Genomic DNA, 19523 nt, shown 5'->3' with positions numbered 1-19523 from the left:
GCGTCAACCGTCAACAACGCCGTCTTTCTTCATGCGAATCCGCCTTATATCTCCCCACCGGCCAACGCCCGCCGTCTATTGAATATATCGGTATATCAGCCTCGAGCACCCCTCTGGCGTCCACTATGACTGGCGTTTTCATATGTCTAGCGAGCTCGCTGGCCTTGACCTTATAGACGCTGTGGTCCGTGGACACCACGGCTAGGGAGGCGCCGGCCAACGCCTCCTCAAGATCGGCGGTTAGCTTTATCCCGAGTCTCTCCAGCGTCTTGTCCCTCCTCACGTATGGGTCGTGGACCACTATGTTGGCCGGCCTTATCCCGAATTCGAGCAAGCCCCTGAGCAGATCGTACGTGGGGCTACGCCTAGTGTCGTCCACGTCGCCTCTGAAGGCCAGCCCCAACACGGCGATTTTCGCCTCGACGGGGTTGACGCCTTCTCTTATCATGGCCTTGACCGCGGCCTCGGCCACTCTGTAGGGCTGGGCCTCGTTCACGGCCCTCCCCAAGGCCGTCAAGGGGAGATCCACGCCTAGCTTCTCGGCCGTCCACATCAAGAAGTAGGGATACACGGGGATGCAGCTCCCGCCGACTCCGGTCCCCGGCTTGTGGACGTGGCTGTAGGGCTGGCTGTTGGCGGCGACTCTGGCCTCGGCGAAGGATACGCCCAAGGCGTTGGCTAGATTGGCCATCTCGTTGGCCAAGGCTATGTTCAGATCTCGGTATACTCCCTCCAACAGCTTCTCGAACTCCGCGGCCTTTATCGACGAGAGCTTTATAACGCCCTTCTTGGCCACCTTCTTGTAAAGCGCCGCCGCGACCTCGGCGCTTTTCGGCCCAACGCCGGCCACTATCTTGGGGTAGTTCTCCTCTATGTCCTTGAGCGCGTGGCCCACCATGATCCTCTCGGGGCTATAGGCGAGGTAGAAGTCCTCCTCGGCCGTCAGCCCAGACTCCTCGAGTACCGGCCTCACTACCTCCTCCGTGGTGCCGGGCGGCACGCTGGACTCCACGACGACGAGATCCTCCCTCTTCAGCCCTTGCGCTATCGCCTTGGCGGCCGATATAAGCGCCGAGAAGTCCACTTGTATGCTGGGGCGGGTCGAGGCCAAATATACGGGCACTGTGATGAACTTGGCCTTGCTCCTGATAGAGGCCATCTCGCCGTCCGTCGTGACCTCCATCCTCCCGGCCTTGACGGCCTCCGAGATGGCGCGCCTCACGTCCTCCTCGACGTACTCCACCACTCCGTTCGACAACGCGGCGACTTTCTCCGCGTCCACATCCACGCCTATTACCTTGGCCCCGGCGCGCGCCCACGCCGCGGCGAGCGCAAGCCCCACATAGCCGAGGCCGTAAACGGCGACGGTCAACTCGCCCCTCTCCAACAGCTCCACGAGCATGAGGAGGAGGGGCGGCCGATTTAAAACTACTACGCCAAGTAGGGCCTATACCACTCGTCCGCGAGGGCCGGCCTAACGACGCTAGAGGTCCCCTCCACGACGCCTGCGCGTTTAATAACAGCATCTCTGACCAAGGCCAGATCCAGCGGCAGGCTGGGGCCGTAGTGGGCCAACGTGTCGTTGGGCACCAGCAAGACGTCGCCTTTTGCGCACGCCCTACATCTAGCGCGCCTTATCCACGCGGCCTCCTCTGGCCTCGGCGCCTTGGTCTTGCCCTCGTAGAGCACCAGGGCCGGGTCGAGCCTCTCGACGAGCTCCACAGCACTCTCCAGCGAGCCCAAGAATCGGTATACGCAGTGTATCCCCTTGACGTATTTTATCCCCACCGCCTCCAGAGCAGACGCCGTAAAGGACTCGCGGCACGCCACGTCGTATCCGTCCAGGTAGAAGACCGCGAGCGCGTCCTCGGCGACGGGGCCGCCTCTGAGCAGATCCTTATAGACCCCGGCCACGTGATCGCCGAGCTCGTCGGCGTCGAGCAGCCTCGATACGAACTTGAAGTTGCCCAAGACGTCGTCGACGCTGGCGGGCGTCTCCACGACGGCTACCGGGGCTATCTCGTCCAGTCGGCCCACTAGGTCTTTCTGGACGGGGTAATACGCTATCACTAGATCGGGTCTCAGCTCCCGAACCGCGCCGATGTCCGCCGTAGTGAAGGACCCCACGTGCGGGACCTTGAGGACATCGCGGGGCCTGTACGAGAAGACATCTCTGCCGACTAGACGATCCCCGAGCCCTGCGACTAGGAGGAACTCGGTTATCGAGGGGTTCAAGGACACCACGCGGCGGGCTACGCCGTCTAGAGGCCGAGTCAACCACGGCATATCAAGGCCTCAGAACGGGGGTCTTGCCGAAGCCCGGCACGTCGAAGTACTGGCCCGAGGCCGGGAATACCCTCACGCCGACGGCTCTGCCCTTGCTCTTTGCGATAGCCTCTAGGTCTAGGAGGATCCTCCTCAAGCTGTTCTCGTCGGCTTCTATCGGCACCATGTCGAGGCCGGCCACGCACACTGAGGCGTACGAGACGAGTTTGCGGAGATCCAAGACGCCCTCCTCGACGAGCCTCTTCAACTCCTCGTCCTCAGCCAACGGCAACATCACCTCGCTGAAGCCCAGCAGCTTGACCCCCGAAGACCATATGGCCTCGTTGAGCGCCCTTATGGCGGCCATGGCGCCCCAATCCCCCACCCTCACGCCGAAAACTCTATGTATGGCCTTTGCGACGGATTTCTCGCCCCAAGGCGAGAGGCTCCCGTCGACGCCCAGGAAGGGCTCGCCGATAGAGGAGGCCAAGGATTCGCCGAGCTTTTCGGCTAGCCTCAACGCGGCGGGCACATCGTCGAGGGAGTTGATATCGTCGGGGTAGAGCGCAGAGAGCGCGACGCCCTCTCTGTCCACTATGGCGGCTGGATAATAGGGCGAGTCGTAGACGCGGCCTCCCAACAAGAGCGCCACGTTTCTGGCCAAATACGGCTCGCCGGCCTTATCTATCCTCTTCAAGAACTCCAGGTATCTGCCCACGGACGTAACCGTCGCGAACACGTCGTAAGTCCTCACGAGGTCCTCGAGGTCGTCGGCCTCGTAGACGCCTATAGCGGCGTACTCTACGCCAAGCTCCTCGAGGGCCTTTAAGGTCTGGACCACGCCTCCCCTCGGCGGGGTGGCCACCGAGACTCTTATCGTCAAGGGGCGCATCCGCCTCGCCGCGTCCAAGAAACGCGATATCCTCTCCGGGTCGAGCCTCCGCACGTTCAAGGCGATCGCCCTTATCTCCATGGCCGACACGAAGGACGGTTTTTAATAATACCAAGTGAGGGCGTGGGCGTGCTCCGGCGGGTATTGGCCGAGGGAACGGGCCTTGCACACGGCCTTGAACGGGCATTCGTCGCACTTGGGCCTATCCCTAACGCAGACCTTTCTGCCGAACGACCACAAGAAGTCGTCGAGCGTGAAGGGGTCGATCCCTGAGAACTTGGACACGAGCCTCCAAGCCAGCTTCACCTTCCTCCTCGCCTCGACATCCTCCTCCCGGCTCAGCTCGACGCCCTCGAATAGATAGCGGTAATCGACGTCGGCGATGCCCAACCTATAGGCGATTCTGGACAAGTGGTTGTCCACGGGTACGTCGAAGTTCTCCGGGTCCTTGAACTCCACGAGGCCCCTCCCGTCCAAGAACTTGGCCAAGAGGAGCGCCTTCTTGGCCACAGGGTCCTCGTACGCCCTTATGCGCCTCAGCCTCTCTATGAGCTCCGAGACTTTGTCGGGTATCAAGGCCTCGAAGCCCCCGGCCCTCAAGGCTTTGCGGCCCAAATCCCTCAAGAGGAGTAGCCTGACGTTGATATCCCACACCGGGATGCCGCCTATGGAGAAGAGCCTCTTGGCGTCGTCCGGGCCCAGCTCGGCCAGCCTCTCCGCTTTGAAGAGCCCGTCGTCGTAGGCCAACCGGCCGAGCCTCCAAAGGGCGTCTGCTCCGTGGAAGAACTCCCCGTTTATGTAGCCCTCGAAGGGGCCGAACGGCGTCGAGGTCCTGTGGTCCACGGCCACCATCGCGGTGAAGTAGGCCAGCTGGTCCTCCCTAGGGTCCGAGGGGGGCGGGTAGAACCTCTCGTCGAGGTATCTATCCCTTTTGAGGCCCAAGCCCCTCACCACGTCGGCCACCTCGCGTATCTTGTCGACGTCTATCGCGACGTCCACTGCCCGCGGGAGGTGCATAATTAAAAAACGTATAGGCGGCTCCCCCCATGCGCCTATGCGTGATCGTCAAGGGCTCCGTCTCGGTGGCGATAAGGCCCTCTTTCTCGGCCGTCAAGGGGGCTCTACACGGCCACGACTACGTCGTAAGGGCCGCCTTCTGCGGCCCCGACGATGTGGACTACTTGACCGACGCCGAGGAGCTCCAGCGGAGGCTCTGGTCCCTCTTGGCCGAGATGGACGGCAAGTACTTGAAATCTGCCCGGGAGCGGGGCGCGCCCGAGCCCTACTACGAGATCCCTTGCGGCCCAGAGGGCGCCAGCGGCGAGTGTTTGGCTAGATATATAGCGAGGACGCTCGGCGCTACTTGGGTCGAGGTATGCGAGGGCGGCTTGGCCACTCCTTGTTTCTACTACGGGCCGTAGTCACTGCCGTAGTTGCCCCCTGAGCTGCGAGTCGGCTTGGGCCAACCGCCCCGAGAGGGCCCTCCTCCACAAGGCGTTGAACTTCACGTAGCCCGTCGCCCTCTCCAAATAGACCTCCTTGGCGAAGTGGCCGTTCAGCGCCTCCTCCACGACGCCGCGGGCTAGCCGCCGCAAGGCCTTCCCGTATGCGCCGGCTCTGAGGAGTTGGCCGTAGGCGTCGACCGGCGATTGTAGGCGCAGAACGCCGTAGGGCCCCACCAAGGCCATGAGCCTCCCCAACTCGCCCAACTCCCCCGAGGCGTAGAGCTCCAACGCGGCGAGCTCTTGCGGCACGCCGGCCTCGACCATGGCCTCGAATGCGACCTCCAACGCGGCGAGCAGCGCCGCCTTGAGTATCTGCTCTCCTAGAAGATCGGCCAAGGCCTCGTCCCTCGCAGACGCCTCGACCGCGAAGCCTCCTTGTCTGAAGGCCCCCGCCAAGTCAGCGACGGCCAGCGCTATGTCCAACGCGTTTCCGGACGCGTCTTGGACAACCCCGACCACTGCGGCGAAGCCCCTTCCCTGCAGGTATCTGTCCCGCATCGCGGCCCCGGGGATCTTGGGCACGAACAACGCGACGTCGACGCCGCCGGGGGTCTCGAGCAAGCCGTAGGCCGCCGGGAAGCCGCTGGTCAAGACGAGGGCCTTCCCCGAATGTAGCCCCGGCAGCACCTCCGTCCGAAATATCTCGGGGGCCGCGTCGTCGGGGAGGGCCAACACCACCACGTCGCCCAGCTCGGCCGCCTCCGGCACTGGCCTCGGCTCGAAGCCGTCGGACTTCGCCCTCCTCGCGTGCTCCCCGCCGAGGAGGTCGCCCACGATGACCGACGCCCCGGAATCCCGCATGTTGAGCGCCAACGACCTCCCGACGTTGCCGTAGCCGATGACGGCCACGGCCCTCCCCTTGAGGAGATCCCCCTTGCCCTCTCTGTATATCTTGACCATATCGCCGTCGTCAACCCTATTTTAAAAAGACGCCGTCCGTGCGTGCGCGTGAAGGTCAAGATAATGGCCCCCCTATACTTCGGGCTGAATTCCGTGGACCAAATCTCCCTTGATTTAAACCTAGCGGATGGGACAAGCGTTGAGGACTTGGTGAATATATTAAATGAGATATATCCTGGCTTTAAGGATAAAATAATAAAAAATGGAAAAATATTGGAGATGCATGATATATTAGTAAACGGAAGATCCGTGGACTTCCTAGACGGGCTCAAGACGCGCCTTAAGGACGGCGACTTCGTCCTAATAGTCTCGCCATTTGGCGGCTAAATATTAATGATAAGATAAAAAGTTTTTTATAATAGATGAAATCATCTATATATGGCGGTATTTCGAGTTGCTCGAATAGATCTACATACCGAAAAAGTTACAGAAGAGGTGTACAAGGACGACATCCTCAAGAAGTTCCTCGGAGGCAGAGGGCTCGGCTCCTACTTGGCCCTCAAGGAGATACCGAAGGGGATAGACCCCTTCTCGCCGAGTAATAGGCTCTACATATTCGCCGGGCCGCTCTCCGCGATGGTCAACCTGTCGACGAGCCGCGTCACAGTCGTCACCAAGTCGCCGCTGACGGGCTCCTTGACTCACGCCAACGCAGGCGGGAACTTCGCGTATTGGTTGAGGAAGTCAGGCTACGACGGTCTGATAATAGAGGGCGCCGCCGAGGACCCCGTCTACGTGGTCGTCAAGGACGGCGATGTGGCCATAAAGCCCGCTAAACACCTCTGGGGCAAATGGACGGGCGCCACTATCAAGGCCCTCTTGAGGGAGAACGGCTTCCCCGAGGAGGAGAAAGCTGCCGGCGCCGCCGTCATCGGGCCGGCCGGCGAGAACTTAGTGAGGATAGCAGGCATCAGGATGTCCGACTACGAGCGCTTCGCCGGGAGAGGCGGCGTGGGCGCGGTCATGGGCTCCAAGAAGCTGAAGGGCATATTGGTCTGGGGCACCCGCGATCTGCTCAAGGACGTGAAGGACAGGGCCAAGTTCATAGCCGAGTCTACCAAGTTGGCCCAGAGGCTTATGTCGGGCCCCACGGCCAAGGCGCTCCACATATACGGCACCAACTTGCTGACGGCCGTCATAAACTCCATAGGCGGTTATCCCATTAGGAACTTCGAGACGGGCTACGCCGAGGAGGCCGACAAGCTGACCGGCGAGTACATAAAGAAGAACTACGTGGTGGAGACGCACGCGTGTATGATGTGCCCCATAGCGTGTACCCAACACGTGATGGTGAAGAGCGGCCCCTACAAGTTCGTGGGCAAGGCCAAGTACGAGTACGAGAACACTTGGGCCCTCGGCGGCAACATAGGCCTCTTCGACCCCGAGGCGGATCTGAGGCTCCAGAAATTGGCCAACGAGCTAGGCCTCGACACGATCTCGTTGGGCAACACGCTCGCGGCCGCGATAGAGTTGGCCAAGAGGGGGAAGCTCAAGCTGGACGTGGACTGGGGAGATGCCGGAGCTCTGGTCGATCTAGCCATAAGGACGGCCAACAGGAGCGATATAGGCGACGACCTCGCCGAGGGCGATTACAGGCTCGCGTTGAAGTACGGCGAGCCCAGCGTCTTCCGCGGCTCGAGAGGACAAGGCCTCCCGGCCTACGACCCGAGGGCGTTGAAGGGATTCGCCTTGTCCTACTTCACCGCCAATCGCGGCGGCGACCACCTCGAGGCGTATTCGCCCACGTGGGAAGTGCTCGGCGTTCCCGAAAAGGTGGACCCGCTCTGCGAGACTCCCGAATGTATCGAGAAACAAGCGAGGATAGTGATATACGCCCAACACCTCATGGCTTTGACGGACTCGGTGACCTACTGCAAGTTCGCCACGTTGGACCGCGAGGGCATATTCGAGAAGGACTTGGCGTATCTCTTTAACTTGGCCTACGACTGGGACGTCACGCCCGAGGATATGTTGACCATAGGCGAGCGCATATTCAACGTCGAGAGGCTCTTCCACGTCAAGGAGGGCAAATGGGTTAAGGACGAGCTCAACCCGCACTTCAGGAACCCGATACCCACGGGCCCGGCCAAAGGCCACTCTGCAGCCAAGATGTTCGACGAGGGGATAAAGGTGTACTACAAGCTGAGGGGCTGGGTGGACGGCAAGCCTACCTATGAAACTCTGAAGAGGCTCGGCCTAGAGGAGTTCCAGTACCTACTTTGAATTTTTAAATACATATACGTTTTTTCTCATGAGGATTAAGGTGAGGTATTTAGCAACGCTCTACGACCTAATGGGTACCATGAAGGACGTGTTGGAGGTGCCCGACGGGTCGACCGTGATGGACCTAATCAAGGCCATAGACGAGAGATACGGCGGGAGGTTGTCCAAGGAGATACTCGATGGCGAGAGGCTCAAGGACGAGTACAACGTGTTGGTCAACGGGCGATCCGTCGAGTACCTCGCGGGCTTGGGCACGAGGCTCAAGGACGGGGACGAGGTCGTCTTCTTGCCGCCAGTGGGCGGCGGCTAATCGCTCGGGGAGCTACGTTTGGCCTTCCATTTCTTGTACATCTCAATCCACCTCTTCGCCGTTCCGTTGAAGTACATCTCCAAGGCGGCTCTTATGGCCTCGTTCCTCGTGACGAAGATGCCCTTCGTCACGAGGAAATCGACTTTCTTGACGGTGTTCTTGGTGAGGGTGAAGGAAACGAGCTTCATTCTATCCCCCTTCTTCTGCCTCATGTGTTGTTCATTGATTTGTAATATATATCTTACGTTAGATCCTCTATTAACTAATACAAGTCAAGCCTTTACTTCGTATCTACCGTCGGGCCAGACGGTCGCAGTAGCTCTCCTAGTGGCCCAACACGAGAAGACCACGGCCAACGCGAAGGTGGCGGGATGTCTATACGCGTACTCTATATGGACGTCCAACGCCGTTATGTTCCCGCCAACGCCGTGGGCGCCTAGGCCCAGCTTGTTTATGGCCTTGAGGAGGGCCTCCTCCATTTTGGCGACCTCGGGGTTCTGGTTCCTGGAGCCGACGGGCCTAAGGGTAGCGGCCTTCTTGGCCAACTTAGCCGCGGCGTCGAGGGTGGGCCCGATGCCTATGCCCACTATCACGGGCGGACAAGGCATGGGCCCCGCGTCTATGACGGACTCGAGCACTATTCTGGGCAACTCCTTGAGCGCCACGCCGGGGGGCAAGACCATCGCCTTGCCCGGCAGCTCCGACCCGCCTCCTTTGGGCACGTAGGTGAACTGCAGATAATCGCCGTCGAACAGCTCGACGTCGAATACCGGAACGCCGATGCCCGTGTTATCCCCGGGGTTCCTCTCGACGAAGGGATCCGTCGTGTTGGGCCTCAGCGGAAGCTCCTTTGTCGTCTGCCTCACGGCCTCTGTGAGTATGGAGAGGACCTTGCTCCTGATGGGGAAGCCGTCTCCCAGCTTCACGAAGAAGGTGGGGACGCCCGTGTCCTGGCAAACGGCCGACGTAGTCGCCGTTGCTAGTTCTATGTTTTTGAGGATCGCGCCCAGCTGCACCTTGGCCGCCTCGGAGGCCTCCTCGCCGTGGGCCCTCCTCAACGCGCCGACCACGTCGAGGGCCGGGGAGATGCTCGCCTTGACGATGGCCTCCTTTGCGGCCTTGAGGACTACCTCTTCGAGGTTCATGTAGCTATCCACTAGATAAAAAATATTGCTAACTCCATCAACTCCTTTAGGCCGGAGACGATGGGAAGACCTAAAATAACTTAGTCTTCATTTTCCATGGCCACGTACAAGCTCACGACGCCTCTCGGGGACGAACAAGTGGAGAGGCTGAGGGTCGGCGATACGCTCTACATATCGGGCATTATCGTGAGCGCGAGGGACGCGGCGCACGCGAGGATGTTGGAGTACATCAAGGAGGGCAAGCCGTTGCCCGTCGACTTGAGAGGCGGCGTGATATACCACGCGGGGCCCGTCGCCAAGAAGGAGGGGGATAAGTGGAGGATAATAGCCATGGGCCCCACCACGTCGGCTAGAATGGAGGCGTTCGAGGCCGATGTCATAGAGAGGCTCGGCGTTAAGCTGATAATAGGCAAGGGCGGCATGGGCAAAAGGACCGCCGAGGCCATGAGGAAGTACAAGGCGGCTTACGCGATCTTCACCGGCGGGGCGGGGGTGTTGGCCGCCCAAGCGATAAGGAGAGTCGTCGACGTGCACTGGCTGGACCTCGGCATGGCCGAGGCCATGTGGGTCCTCGAGGTGGAGGACTTCGGGCCTCTCACGGTCATGATAGACTCTACGGGCTATAACTTCTACGACGAGGCGAGGGAGAAGATGAAGGCCAAGGTGCCCGAGCTGGTGAAGGAGCTGGGCGAGGTCTTCAAGGCGTAGTCGATTGTACAACGACGACGGAGCTCCCCGGCGCTGGCCGCCTCAAGTTTAACCTAACGGTGCACACCACATCTCTACACGATATGGAGGCGCCCATCTTTCTGGCTATGGCGAGGGCCTTCACGTTCTCCCTGAAGACCTCTGCCTTAACGGCGTCGAAACCCAAGCGGGGGAGCAAGGCTGCGAAGAGCTCCGCTATCCTGGTGCCGTAGCCCTTCCCTTGTAGGGCGTCCACGACGACTAGCCCCGCCTCGGCAACCTCGCCGCAGGGAACCACGTCCACGACGGCCAAAGGCGTTCTGTCCCGCAAGACCAAGAAGGTTCTGCCCCCGCAAGACCATATGCGCTCGTAAACGGTAGCCGGGTCCTTCACGGCGGCGAGGAATCTGAGGTATCTGCTCTCCTCGCCGACCATGGAGTAGAACCTCCTTATCTCGTCGTAAAGGCCTGTGATCTCGTAGTAGTCGAGATCCACGTGTTCTTACATTATATATCTTTAAAAATCTTATTATTCCCAAAAATGAATTTAGTTAAGTTAATAAATTCTATGAATTTTTAAAAGATACTGTTTTTATTTGTCTAGAAGGAAGTTTTTATAGATATAGAAAGATGTCCATTTTTAAGAATACCTCAATCGTGCGAGGCCGCGACGGCCGCGCCCTTGACGGCCTCCGATACGTACCTCTCGCGGTTCTTCTCGAAATCGTCGGCTTGATAGGCCTTGATCTTGGCCAATATCTTGGGGAGCGTCGTGTACTCCATCTCCTCGGGCGGTAGGCGATGGGGCTGGAACGGGCCCATGCGGCGTATGTACTCGGTTATCTGCGCGGCTAGTTGGCGCGTGTAGTCGAAGGCGGGGTCGTCGAAGAGGTCGACGGGGCCCTCGAGGTAGCCGTCGTGTAGCTGCCAGCCCAAGGCGCCCACTTTGGGCGGGCCGTCGAACCTGGTCATCTTGGCGCCAATCGCTATCCTCTTCTCGGCGTCTATTTGATAGAAACGCATGGGCATGAGCGGCCCGGCGTGGGATCCCCTCATCCATCCGTGGACTAAGTGCGGATAGGCGAAGGCCTCCAACACCTCGCCGACTGCCGGCATTCCGTGTTGGGCCCTCACTATGGCCACCGGGTCGTCCTTGCCCACGTAGCGGCCCGCTATGAGGTTCAGCCTCTCGACGCTAACGGCGGCTGCCGGCGCGCCGTCCGCTCGCCTGTACACGCGCCTAATTATATAACGACCCGTCGTGCCTATAAGGCCCAGGAGGGAGTAGGACTCCTCCGGCGCCCTCAATAGATATACTTTATGTTCATACACGTCCAACACCTCGAAGAGGAAGCCCTCGTGCATAGCGGGGTCTATCACTAAGCCCGCCGTGTTGAAGGGGTCGGCGAACATCTTATACATGGGTAAGTTAAAGGCGCCCGGCTCGGTCTTATCTGCGGCGAAGGTTATAATAGGTTCGGAGGGCCTCTCCTCGATCTCCAGCTCCGCCACTTGCGGCCCCATGCCCCTCACGTTGCCCGAGAAGGCCTCCTTCAGCAAGTCTTGCCCGGCGCCGTAGAGCTTGTACCTCCTAGCGACCTTCTCGGTCACCTCCTTGAATATATCCCAAGCCAGCCCGTGTATCTCGGGGTTGTCGGGGCCTTTCGTATGGGTCATGAGCAAAGATATGTCGTCCCCCACGTTGTAGGCGAAGTAGTCTATTAGGAGCCCCCTCTTCTGCGCATCCTTGAGCCTCTCCGCGGCCAGCTCTAGCATTTTGGGGTGGACCCAAGCGTGGCCGGGCCATCCGCCCACGTCGGCTTTTATGATAGATATCGTGACCTTCATGAGTCGGCCGGCTGGTGCGTCTATAAAAGTTTTGGTAGTACAATTACAGTTTACTCAATCGTTATTACAAGTTAATTGAAGTATACTGTATAGCATTAGGAATGTATGAGCTTAAAAATATACATACCGTAGGCGCTTCTGATGCTATACGGGACAGTATTCCTATCTCTGATGCTGAGTAGATTAGCAACTAATTAGGTCTATATAGGTATATATAAATGATTTTGTACATAACTATCATTATAGATATTTGTATTTTCTGTGGAACATTTTATCATACTTTCCTGAATCTATCTTGTAGATTGGTTTATCCTAGAAATAGTTGTTCCTATAAATATATAATAAATTAGTTTAATTATATATATAATCTATTTTACTAAGATTTTCAGAGAATATTTATAAAAACAATTTATTCTAATCTTCTATGTCCCTGGAAGAGAAGAACTTGCCCTTCGAGGAATACGTCGCCAACGACAAATGGCGCTCGCGAACGATCGACGTAAAGGCCTATTGGGAGTTCCACAAGAGGTCCGTCGAGAACCTAGAGGAGTTCTGGGCCTCGATAGCCAGAGAGCTCGAGTGGTTCAAGCCCTGGGAGAAGGTGCTGGACGCCTCGAACCCGCCGTTCTACAAGTGGTTCGTGGGAGGGGAGTTGAACCTCTCGTACCTAGCGTTGGACAGACACGTGAAGACTTGGCGCAAGAACAAGCTGGCCTTGATATGGGAGGGCGAGCCGGTGGACCAGTCGGGATACCCCACGGACCGCCGCAAGTTCACCTACTACGACATGTGGAGGGAGGTCAACAGAGTGGCCTACATGTTGAGGAACAACTTCGGGATAAGGAAGGGGGACCGCATAACTTTGTACTTGCCGATGATACCCGAATTGCCCATAACCATGTACGCAGCCTGGAGGATAGGCGCGATAACCAACGTCGTGTTCTCGGGCTTCTCGGCCGACGCTTTGGCCGATCGCATTAACGACTCCCAGTCCCGCCTCGTCATAACCGCGGACGGCTTCTGGCGTAGGGGGAAGGTCGTGAGGCTGAAGGACATAGTGGACAAGGCCTTGGAGAAGGCGCCCTCTGTCGAGAACGTGATAGTGTACAAGAGGCTCGGCCTAAACGACGTGCCCATGACCGAGGGCAGGGATTGGTTCTGGGACAAGGCGATGGCCGGCGTGCCCCACAACGCCTACGTGGAGCCCGAGAGGATAGAGAGCACGCATCCCTCCTATATGCTCTACACGTCGGGCACCACGGGCAAGCCCAAGGGCATAATTCACGATACGGGAGGCTGGGCCGTCCACGTATACGCCACTATGAAGTGGGTGTTCGACTTGAAAGACGACGACATCTACTGGTGCACGGCAGATATAGGGTGGGTGACCGGGCATTCGTACATCGTGTTGGGCCCCATGCTAATGGGCGCTACCCAGGTCATGTACGAAGGAGCGCCGGACTTCCCGCAGCCTGATCGTTGGTGGGCCATTATAGAGAGATATGGGGTGACCGTGCTCTACACCTCGCCCACGGCCATAAGGACCTTCATGAGATTCGGCGAAGAGTGGCCCAGGAAACACGACCTATCGACGTTGCGCATAATACACTCCGTGGGAGAGCCGATAAACCCCGAGGCGTGGAGATGGGCTTACACGAACTTGGGCTATCAAAACGTGGCGTTCGGCTCCACTTGGTGGATGACCGAGACGGGCGGCATAGTGATATCCCACGCGCCCGGCCTCTACTTAGTGCCCATGAAGCCCGGGACCAACGGGCCGCCTCTGCCCGGCTTCGAGGTAGACGTCGTCGACGAGAACGGCAAGCCGGTCCCGCCCGGCGTCAAGGGCTATTTGGTAATCAAGAGGCCTTGGCCCGGCATGCTGCACGGCATTTGGGGAGACCCGGAGCGGTACATAAAGACCTATTGGTCTAGGTTCCCCGGCATGTTCTACGCCGGCGATTACGCCATAAAGGACAAGGACGGCTATATATGGGTCTTGGGCAGAGCGGACGAGGTCATAAAAGTGGCCGGGCACCGCTTGGGCACCTACGAGCTGGAGTCCGCCCTGATCTCGCACCCCGCAGTGGCAGAGGCCGCGGTGATAGGGGTGCCCGACCCCATCAAGGGCGAAGTGCCCATAGCCTTCGTGGTGCTCAAACAAGGAGTGGCCGGCACCGACGAGTTGCGGAAAGAGCTGAGGGAGCACGTGAGGAGGACGGTGGGCCCGATAGCCGAGCCCTCGCAGATATTCTTCGTCACGAAGTTGCCCAAGACGCGCTCGGGCAAGATAATGCGGAGGTTGTTGAGAGCCGTGGCGACCAACGCCCCTCTAGGGGACGTGACCACGCTGGAGGACGAGACCTCCGTGGAGGAGGCGAAGAAGGCGTACGAGGAGTTGAAGAAAGAAATACAGTAATAAATATAGATTTTGTTTTAAAACATTTACTTTTACATTATTAAAGAGTTCTACATCAGCATCAATATTTAAAAATACTTGTTATCTTATACATATGGGCAACGGAAGTACTGCCAATCCAGCCCCTCTGGGCCTATCGGGCTTCGCGTTGACGACGTTAGTGCTCAGCTGCTTCAACGCGGGCTTGCTCAGCGGCCAAGGCGTGCCGGTGGTCCTCGGCCTCGCGGCGTTCTACGGCGGTCTCGCCCAGCTAGTCGCCGGGATATTGGAGTACTTCAAAGGTAATACGTTCGGCTACGTGGCGTTCTTCACATACGGCGCCTTCTGGGAGTGGTTCTATCTAACCGTCGCCTACTTCCCCTCGTCCTTGGCCTACATCTCCATAGTGCTCTGGGCCTTCGGCATCTTCACCTTCGTGATGTGGATAGGGACCTTCAGGGCCAACGCGGCGTTGTTCGTTGTATTTCTACTCTTATGGATAACTTTCTTCCTCCTAGCAGCCGGCGCCACCGTCGCGGGAGGCTACGTGGGCATATTGACTGCGCTGGCCGCTTGGTATACCGCGTTCGCCCAAGTCATAGCCGAGATGTGGGGAAAGGCCGCAGGAGCCTTCTTGGGCCCGCCTGTGGTTAAACCCAAAAAATAGCCTTTTTTAAACGCCCCGGCTTTTGCAGAGGTTTATAGACCCTCTAGATCGAACTGACGTGACTCCCCTCGAGTTCGCGGGCATAGTAGCGCAGATCTACGCCATCGAGAACCCGTTGGGCAAGTTAGGTCTGGTGGGCGAGATGGCCATGGATAGACCTCAAGAATTCGAGAAGGCCATAAGGGCCATGGCGATAACCGTAATGGCGTTATCGACTGTGTTCTCCCTCATAGGCGGCCCGCTCCTCTCGGCGCTTAACGTCGACTTGGTCAGCTTCAAGATAGCGGGCGGCTTGATAATCCTATCCACGTCTGTATTGACGTTAGTCCACGGGAGCACGACGACGTTGAGCGGAAAGCTCGAGGAGGCCGCCGTGGTGCCGTTGGCCACCCCCCTCATAGTGGGGCCCGGCACAATGACGACGCTGATACTCTACTCGTCGCTTTACGGCCCGTCCATAACCCTCGCGGGCGCCTTGACGGCCTCGGCCCTCTCCGTGGCCACTCTATACGCCGGCGCTCGGCTCGTGAAGTCGTTCGGGCCCATCCCGGCCAGAGCGTTGGGCAGATTCATGGCGTTGATCATCGCCACGACCGGCACAAAGCTGATGTTGTCGGGCATATCGCAGTACGCGGCTGGGCTCCGTTGAACGCGCATTAGTAGTAGATATAAAGGACTAAGCAAGAGATAATTTTTGTAAACTGTTTACATGATACAAATTTTTTATTTGAATTTCTCGAGTAGCTTATATTTTATTTCTGATTAGTTCGTTGACATATATCGAAGTGAAAATATTAATACACATATTTACAAGATAGTTAATGGTAGAAATCAGCTTTTTGGTCGGCGGGCCGCAGGGCAAGGGCGTCGAGACGGCCTCGGTGATGCTGATATACGCCGTGGGCTCGGCCGGGTATTACGTGTACGGCAGAAGGGAGTTCTGGTCCAACATAGCCGGCGGCAGGCACAGCTACTTCGTGGGCAAAATAAGCGATAGGTGGCCCCCGGGCGGCATAACCAATAGGGTGAGGCTGGCCCTCCTCATGGACGGCCACTCGGTGTTCGAGCACATGTTCCACATCGAGCCAGGAGGAGTCGTCGTCTACAACACGGAGGAGGACGGCAAGACCTTGGAGTCGTTCGTGATGATGTCGAGGACGGCCCAAGAGAGGCTCAACGCGTTCTTCAAGAGGCGAGGCCTGGAGCCCACGGTCAAAAACGCCGTGGAGTACATGAAGTCGCAAGGAGCGAGGATCGTGGGCTTGCCCTTCAACAAGGTCTTGTTCGAGATAGGTCGAAAGATAGGCGTCACGTCCCCCGTCATGTTGTCGCGTTTCGTGAACACCTTGGTCGTAGCCGTGGGGGCATCCCTCTTGGGCCTATCCGTGGAGCACGTGGAGAAGGGGGTGGCTTTCGCCTTGGGCAGGAAGAAAGAGGTCATAGAGCAGAACAAGATGGTGGCGGCGGAGGTCGCGAAGCTGGTGAACGAGCGCGTCGAGACGTTGACGCCGAGGACGCCGGAGGTCAAGCGCATCTACTGGAACGGCAACGAGGCGGTGAGCGTCGGCAAGATCATGGGCGGCGTCAGGTTCATATCCTTCTACCCCATCACCCCATCGACCGACGATCCCATGTTCGCCGAGAGGAAACTGCCCTATCCGGTCCTCCCGGCCACAGAGGAGTTGAAATCCATGGAGCGAACAGGCGCCGTGGTTCTGCAGACGGAGGACGAGCTGGCCGCCATAGCTGCCGCGGCCGGGGCCGCCATGGCGGGCGCCAGGGCCGCCACGGCCACGTCGGGGCCGGGCATGAGCTTAATGGCCGAGACCATATCCATGTTGGGCATGGCGGAGCTGGGCGTCGTGTTGACGCTCTGGTCCAGGGCGGGCCCCAGCACTGGGCTGGCCACTAGGACGGGCCAGCATGATTTGTTCTACTCCATATTTATAGGACACGGCGAATTCCCCAAGATAGTCCTAGCGAGCGGCGACCTCGAAGAGGCCTTCTACGACGCCATTAAGGCCGCGAACTGGGCCGATAAGTACCAAGTGCCCGTGATACACCTAGTGGACAAGGACCTCTCCAACACGTTCGCCGTGATGCCCGTCCCCGATCCCTACTCGGTCAAGATAGAGAGGCCTCAGCCGATCGTGTTCCCCGAGGAGAGGAACGCCAATAGGTACGAGATAACCGAGGACGGCCTCCCCGTCAGGCTCCTCCCCGGCGTGTCCAAGGCCGTCTACCACGTGGTTTCGCTGGAGCACGACCCCGAGGGCGATCCCGACGAGGACGCCGAGATGGTCAAGAAGATGTACGAAAAACGCATGAGGAAGATGGAGCTCATATCGAGGGAGATACCCGACGAGGACAAGGCCAAATACTACGGCCCTCCCGACGCCGACGTCGTCATAGTCTCGTGGGGCACCACCAAGCCGCAGATACTCTCGGCCCTCGAGAAGTTGAAAGGAGTGGGGTTCCTCCAGCTGAGGCTCTTGTACCCGTTCCCTGCAGATCTAGTAAAACGCTATCTACAAGGCAGGAGGACCTTGTTCATAGAGGGCAACTACACGGCGCAGAGCTCCATGTTGGTGAGGATGTACACGGGCATCTCGGCCGACGCGGTCGCGGTCAAGTACAACGGAAGGCCCATAACGATGGACGACGTGTTGGAGGCATACGAGCGCTTCTCCAAAGGCGAGAAACGAATAGTGCTGGAGTGGGACCTATGACGACCGTCAAGGTGTCCTTGAAGAGGACTCCGCAGGACTACAAGTGGACTAAGCCGCCCGAGTGGTGCCCTGGCTGTGGGCATTTCGGAGTGTTGCAAGCATTGTTGCAAGTATTCGCCGAGCTCGACATGGACCCCTCGAGGACCGTGTTGGTGTCCGGCATAGGCTGTAGTAGCAGGTTGCCGCATTACGTGAGGACGGTCTCGGCCCATACGATACACGGGAGGGCGGTGCCCTTCGCCATAGGCCTAAAGTTGGCCAACCCCAACTTGGAGGTCATCGTAGTGGGCGGAGACGGCGATTTGTTCGCAATAGGCGGCAACCACATACTCGGAGCCGGCCGTAGGAACGTCGACTTCACCGTGATATTGATGGACAACGCGGTCTACGGCTTAACGCGCGGCCAGGCGGGCCCAACGCTCCCGTTGGGCATGCAGCCCAAGGCTTTGAACAAGCCCAATCCGCACTCAGACCTCAACCCGTTGCTCGTGGCCTTGGCGTCGGGCTTCACCTTCATAGCCAGGGCCTACAGCTACGACATAAAATACACGGCGAAGATGATCAAGGAGGCCATACTGCACAAGGGCTCCGCGATAGTCCAAGTCCTCAGCCCCTGCGTGACCTACAACAACATAATGACGAGGGAGTGGTACGAGAAGAGGGTCTATAAGCTCGACGAAGACCCCACGTGGGACCCAGTAGTGCGCGACGAGAAGGAGGACTACGAGAAGAAGAAACGCGCTATAGAGAAGATAGTGGAGCCTGATAGGCTCGCCCTCGGCGTGTTCTACAAGAACGAGCTGGTGCCGACGTTCGAGGAGAGGTACGCCTCTATGTACGACCCCAACTACGCTAAGATCCCGCCTGCGCTTCAGCCCATAGAAAAGGACGGGAGGTCCGTGATCGACTTCTACAAGCTAATGGCGGACAGGATACTGTAATCACAAGCTTTTCCCCAAGGCCCTCGCGAGGGCCCTCGCCTTCTCCACGAGCTCGCCGAATTGGGCGAAGGTCAACTGCTGCGCGGCATCGCTTAAGGCCTTGTCTGGTTGTGGGTGCACCTCGACTATGAGGCCGTCGGCCCCCGCCGCCAATATGGCCAAGGCCAACGGTATCACGAAACGGCGATCGCCCGCGGGGTGGCTTGGATCGCCTATGACGGGCAGATGGGTAGCCTGCTTGGCGTAGGCTATTGCGCCTACGTCTAGCGTGAAGCGGAGCGTCCTGTCGAAGGTCCTTATGCCCCTCTCGACGAGGACGACGTCGCCGTTGCCGTGGAGAGCCACGTACTCAGCAGCCGCGAGCCACTCGTCCACAGTGTTGCCGAAGCCTCGCTTCAAGAGGACGGGCTTGCCCGCGCGGCCCAGCTTTTTGAGGAGCGAGAAGTTCTGCATGTTCCTAGCCCCTATCTGCAAAGCGTCGGCGTATTTGGCCACTAGGCCGATGTCTTGCGAGTCCATCACCTCGGTGACTACGGGCAAGCCCGTGGCCTCCTTGGCCTCAGCGAGCAGTTTGAGCCCCTCCTCGCCCAGCCCTTGGAACGTATACGGAGAGGTCCTCGGCTTGAAGGCCCCTCCCCTCAACGCGTGGGCGCCCATCTCCTTGACGGCCCTCGCCGCCGCCAAGATCTGCTCCTTGCTCTCCACGGCGCAAGGCCCGGCGATTATGAACACCTTCCCCTCGACGATTTCCCTATCCCCTATTCTCACCGGCGTGGGGTCCTTCTTCCACGCGCGGGACACCAGCTGGTATTCGCCCTTGAGCTCTATCTCCACGTCGGCCCCCGAGGGCGAATTGGCCTTAACTCCAGGCGGCGTGGTCACTATATAGTAGCCCCAGGCCTCTATATACCAAGAGGAGAGGCCTTCGGCGTCGAGGCGCTCCTTGAAGGCCTTGGCCCTCTCCGGGTTCTTGAAGGCGTAGAGCATGCGCCGAATTTCGGCGATCTATATAA

20 protein-coding genes are annotated in these 19523 nt (G+C 58.7%); 10 read left to right on the top strand and 10 right to left on the bottom strand.

The window, feature by feature from the left end; translation table 11 throughout:
* Positions 1 to 10: 10 nt before the first annotated feature.
* From ACZ5PA_RS07735 to ACZ5PA_RS07720, 4 genes are read right to left on the bottom strand one after another with little or no spacing between them, the layout of a single operon-like run.
* A complete protein-coding gene (locus tag ACZ5PA_RS07735; protein WP_464929771.1) occupies positions 11 to 1402 on the bottom strand; it encodes a nucleotide sugar dehydrogenase in 1392 nt (463 codons plus the stop codon).
* A gap of 29 nt (positions 1403 to 1431) precedes the next feature.
* On the bottom strand, positions 1432 to 2286 hold the full coding sequence (locus ACZ5PA_RS07730) for an ABC transporter substrate-binding protein (RefSeq protein WP_464929770.1): 855 nt from the start codon (positions 2284 to 2286) through the stop codon (positions 1432 to 1434).
* A 1-nt stretch (position 2287) separates the two neighbouring features.
* Entirely contained in the window at positions 2288 to 3238 is a 951-nt protein-coding gene (locus tag ACZ5PA_RS07725; protein WP_464929769.1) for a DUF711 family protein, read from the bottom strand.
* A 21-nt stretch (positions 3239 to 3259) separates the two neighbouring features.
* Positions 3260 to 4174: an N-glycosylase/DNA lyase gene (locus tag ACZ5PA_RS07720; protein ID WP_464929768.1), complete on the bottom strand. Its 915-nt coding sequence runs from the start codon at positions 4172 to 4174 to the stop codon at positions 3260 to 3262.
* Between the two features lie 29 nt (positions 4175 to 4203).
* Between ACZ5PA_RS07720 and ACZ5PA_RS07715 the strand changes: the two genes are divergently transcribed.
* Positions 4204 to 4578 (top strand): 6-pyruvoyl trahydropterin synthase family protein, encoded by a 375-nt coding sequence (locus tag ACZ5PA_RS07715; protein WP_464929767.1) that lies wholly within the window; start codon positions 4204 to 4206, stop codon positions 4576 to 4578.
* Here the strand turns inward: ACZ5PA_RS07715 and ACZ5PA_RS07710 are convergent, their stop codons facing one another.
* Positions 4579 to 5562 (bottom strand): NAD(P)-binding domain-containing protein, encoded by a 984-nt coding sequence (locus ACZ5PA_RS07710; protein WP_464929766.1) that lies wholly within the window; start codon positions 5560 to 5562, stop codon positions 4579 to 4581. It lies immediately after the preceding gene.
* Between the two features lie 48 nt (positions 5563 to 5610).
* Between ACZ5PA_RS07710 and ACZ5PA_RS07705 the strand changes: the two genes are divergently transcribed.
* From ACZ5PA_RS07705 to ACZ5PA_RS07695, 3 genes are read left to right on the top strand one after another with little or no spacing between them, the layout of a single operon-like run.
* Positions 5611 to 5889 (top strand): MoaD/ThiS family protein, encoded by a 279-nt coding sequence (locus ACZ5PA_RS07705; protein ID WP_464929765.1) that lies wholly within the window; start codon positions 5611 to 5613, stop codon positions 5887 to 5889.
* Positions 5890 to 5940: 51 nt separating this feature from the next.
* Positions 5941 to 7785: an aldehyde ferredoxin oxidoreductase family protein gene (locus ACZ5PA_RS07700; RefSeq protein WP_464929764.1), complete on the top strand. Its 1845-nt coding sequence runs from the start codon at positions 5941 to 5943 to the stop codon at positions 7783 to 7785.
* 28 nt (positions 7786 to 7813) lie between these two features.
* Entirely contained in the window at positions 7814 to 8095 is a 282-nt protein-coding gene (locus ACZ5PA_RS07695) for a ubiquitin-like small modifier protein 1 (RefSeq protein ID WP_464929763.1), read from the top strand.
* On the opposite strand, the gene ACZ5PA_RS07690 is transcribed toward ACZ5PA_RS07695, so the two are convergent.
* Positions 8092 to 8307 (bottom strand): ribbon-helix-helix domain-containing protein, encoded by a 216-nt coding sequence (locus ACZ5PA_RS07690; RefSeq protein WP_464929762.1) that lies wholly within the window; start codon positions 8305 to 8307, stop codon positions 8092 to 8094. The two genes, ACZ5PA_RS07695 and ACZ5PA_RS07690, sit on opposite strands and share 4 nt — an antisense overlap.
* 60 nt (positions 8308 to 8367) lie before the next feature.
* A complete protein-coding gene (locus tag ACZ5PA_RS07685) occupies positions 8368 to 9240 on the bottom strand; it encodes a fumarate hydratase (protein WP_464929761.1) in 873 nt (290 codons plus the stop codon).
* Positions 9241 to 9336: 96 nt separating this feature from the next.
* Here ACZ5PA_RS07685 and ACZ5PA_RS07680 point away from each other — a divergent pair, with 96 nt between their 5' ends.
* Positions 9337 to 9948, top strand: coding sequence for a FumA C-terminus/TtdB family hydratase beta subunit (locus tag ACZ5PA_RS07680; RefSeq protein WP_464929760.1), 612 nt, complete (start codon positions 9337 to 9339; stop codon positions 9946 to 9948).
* On the opposite strand, the gene ACZ5PA_RS07675 is transcribed toward ACZ5PA_RS07680, so the two are convergent.
* Both ACZ5PA_RS07675 and fbp read right to left on the bottom strand, forming a co-directional pair.
* Positions 9938 to 10423 (bottom strand): GNAT family N-acetyltransferase, encoded by a 486-nt coding sequence (locus ACZ5PA_RS07675; protein WP_464929759.1) that lies wholly within the window; start codon positions 10421 to 10423, stop codon positions 9938 to 9940. The two genes, ACZ5PA_RS07680 and ACZ5PA_RS07675, sit on opposite strands and share 11 nt — an antisense overlap.
* Before the next feature lie 155 nt (positions 10424 to 10578).
* The gene (gene fbp, locus ACZ5PA_RS07670) at positions 10579 to 11775 is read right to left on the bottom strand and encodes a fructose-1,6-bisphosphate aldolase/phosphatase (protein WP_464929758.1); all 1197 of its coding nucleotides are present in this window, start codon (positions 11773 to 11775) and stop codon (positions 10579 to 10581) included.
* Between the two features lie 424 nt (positions 11776 to 12199).
* On the opposite strand from fbp, the gene acs reads away from it, so the two are divergent.
* The 5 genes from acs to ACZ5PA_RS07645 all read left to right on the top strand — a co-directional run bounded on the left by acs (position 12200) and on the right by ACZ5PA_RS07645 (position 18510).
* Complete coding sequence (acs, locus tag ACZ5PA_RS07665; RefSeq protein ID WP_464929757.1) at positions 12200 to 14194, top strand: acetate--CoA ligase; 1995 nt, start codon at positions 12200 to 12202, stop codon at positions 14192 to 14194.
* 94 nt (positions 14195 to 14288) lie between these two features.
* The gene (locus ACZ5PA_RS07660) at positions 14289 to 14840 is read left to right on the top strand and encodes an acetate uptake transporter (RefSeq protein WP_464929756.1); all 552 of its coding nucleotides are present in this window, start codon (positions 14289 to 14291) and stop codon (positions 14838 to 14840) included.
* 58 nt (positions 14841 to 14898) lie between these two features.
* Positions 14899 to 15489, top strand: coding sequence for a MarC family protein (locus ACZ5PA_RS07655; protein ID WP_464929755.1), 591 nt, complete (start codon positions 14899 to 14901; stop codon positions 15487 to 15489).
* Positions 15490 to 15661: 172 nt separating this feature from the next.
* A complete protein-coding gene (locus ACZ5PA_RS07650; RefSeq protein WP_464929754.1) occupies positions 15662 to 17569 on the top strand; it encodes a 2-oxoacid:acceptor oxidoreductase family protein in 1908 nt (635 codons plus the stop codon).
* Positions 17566 to 18510, top strand: coding sequence for a 2-oxoacid:ferredoxin oxidoreductase subunit beta (locus ACZ5PA_RS07645; RefSeq protein WP_464929753.1), 945 nt, complete (start codon positions 17566 to 17568; stop codon positions 18508 to 18510). The genes ACZ5PA_RS07650 and ACZ5PA_RS07645 overlap by 4 nt, the downstream gene beginning before the upstream one ends.
* Here ACZ5PA_RS07645 and aroF read toward each other — a convergent pair whose 3' ends face one another.
* Positions 18511 to 19497 carry a 3-deoxy-7-phosphoheptulonate synthase gene (aroF, locus tag ACZ5PA_RS07640; RefSeq protein ID WP_464929752.1) on the bottom strand — a complete coding sequence of 329 codons (987 nt, stop codon included), beginning with the start codon at positions 19495 to 19497 and terminating at the stop codon, positions 18511 to 18513. It abuts the gene before it with no gap.
* Positions 19498 to 19523 lie beyond the last annotated feature (26 nt).

It is taken from the genome of Thermoproteus thermophilus, assembly GCF_055392855.1.
Note: the sequence above shows the minus strand (reverse complement) of the source record. Positions and strands in the feature narration are given on the sequence as shown.

Bases quoted from the DNA above. Each gene is read 5' to 3' on its own strand.
- ACZ5PA_RS07735 (WP_464929771.1), bottom strand. From the start codon at position 1,402: ATGCTCGTGGAGCTGTTGGAGAGGGGCGAGTTGACCGTCGCCGTTTAC.
- aroF (WP_464929752.1), bottom strand. From the start codon at position 19,497: ATGCTCTACGCCTTCAAGAACCCGGAGAGGGCCAAGGCCTTCAAGGAG.
- ACZ5PA_RS07690 (WP_464929762.1), bottom strand. From the start codon at position 8,307: ATGAGGCAGAAGAAGGGGGATAGAATGAAGCTCGTTTCCTTCACCCTC.
- ACZ5PA_RS07695 (WP_464929763.1), top strand. From the start codon at position 7,814: ATGAGGATTAAGGTGAGGTATTTAGCAACGCTCTACGACCTAATGGGT.
- ACZ5PA_RS07730 (WP_464929770.1), bottom strand. From the start codon at position 2,286: ATGCCGTGGTTGACTCGGCCTCTAGACGGCGTAGCCCGCCGCGTGGTG.
- ACZ5PA_RS07650 (WP_464929754.1), top strand. From the start codon at position 15,662: ATGGTAGAAATCAGCTTTTTGGTCGGCGGGCCGCAGGGCAAGGGCGTC.
- ACZ5PA_RS07715 (WP_464929767.1), top strand. From the start codon at position 4,204: ATGCGCCTATGCGTGATCGTCAAGGGCTCCGTCTCGGTGGCGATAAGG.
- acs (WP_464929757.1), top strand. From the start codon at position 12,200: ATGTCCCTGGAAGAGAAGAACTTGCCCTTCGAGGAATACGTCGCCAAC.
- ACZ5PA_RS07725 (WP_464929769.1), bottom strand. From the start codon at position 3,238: ATGGAGATAAGGGCGATCGCCTTGAACGTGCGGAGGCTCGACCCGGAG.
- ACZ5PA_RS07710 (WP_464929766.1), bottom strand. From the start codon at position 5,562: ATGGTCAAGATATACAGAGAGGGCAAGGGGGATCTCCTCAAGGGGAGG.
- ACZ5PA_RS07660 (WP_464929756.1), top strand. From the start codon at position 14,289: ATGGGCAACGGAAGTACTGCCAATCCAGCCCCTCTGGGCCTATCGGGC.
- ACZ5PA_RS07700 (WP_464929764.1), top strand. From the start codon at position 5,941: ATGGCGGTATTTCGAGTTGCTCGAATAGATCTACATACCGAAAAAGTT.
- ACZ5PA_RS07685 (WP_464929761.1), bottom strand. From the start codon at position 9,240: ATGAACCTCGAAGAGGTAGTCCTCAAGGCCGCAAAGGAGGCCATCGTC.
- ACZ5PA_RS07720 (WP_464929768.1), bottom strand. From the start codon at position 4,174: ATGCACCTCCCGCGGGCAGTGGACGTCGCGATAGACGTCGACAAGATA.
- ACZ5PA_RS07645 (WP_464929753.1), top strand. From the start codon at position 17,566: ATGACGACCGTCAAGGTGTCCTTGAAGAGGACTCCGCAGGACTACAAG.
- fbp (WP_464929758.1), bottom strand. From the start codon at position 11,775: ATGAAGGTCACGATATCTATCATAAAAGCCGACGTGGGCGGATGGCCC.
- ACZ5PA_RS07680 (WP_464929760.1), top strand. From the start codon at position 9,337: ATGGCCACGTACAAGCTCACGACGCCTCTCGGGGACGAACAAGTGGAG.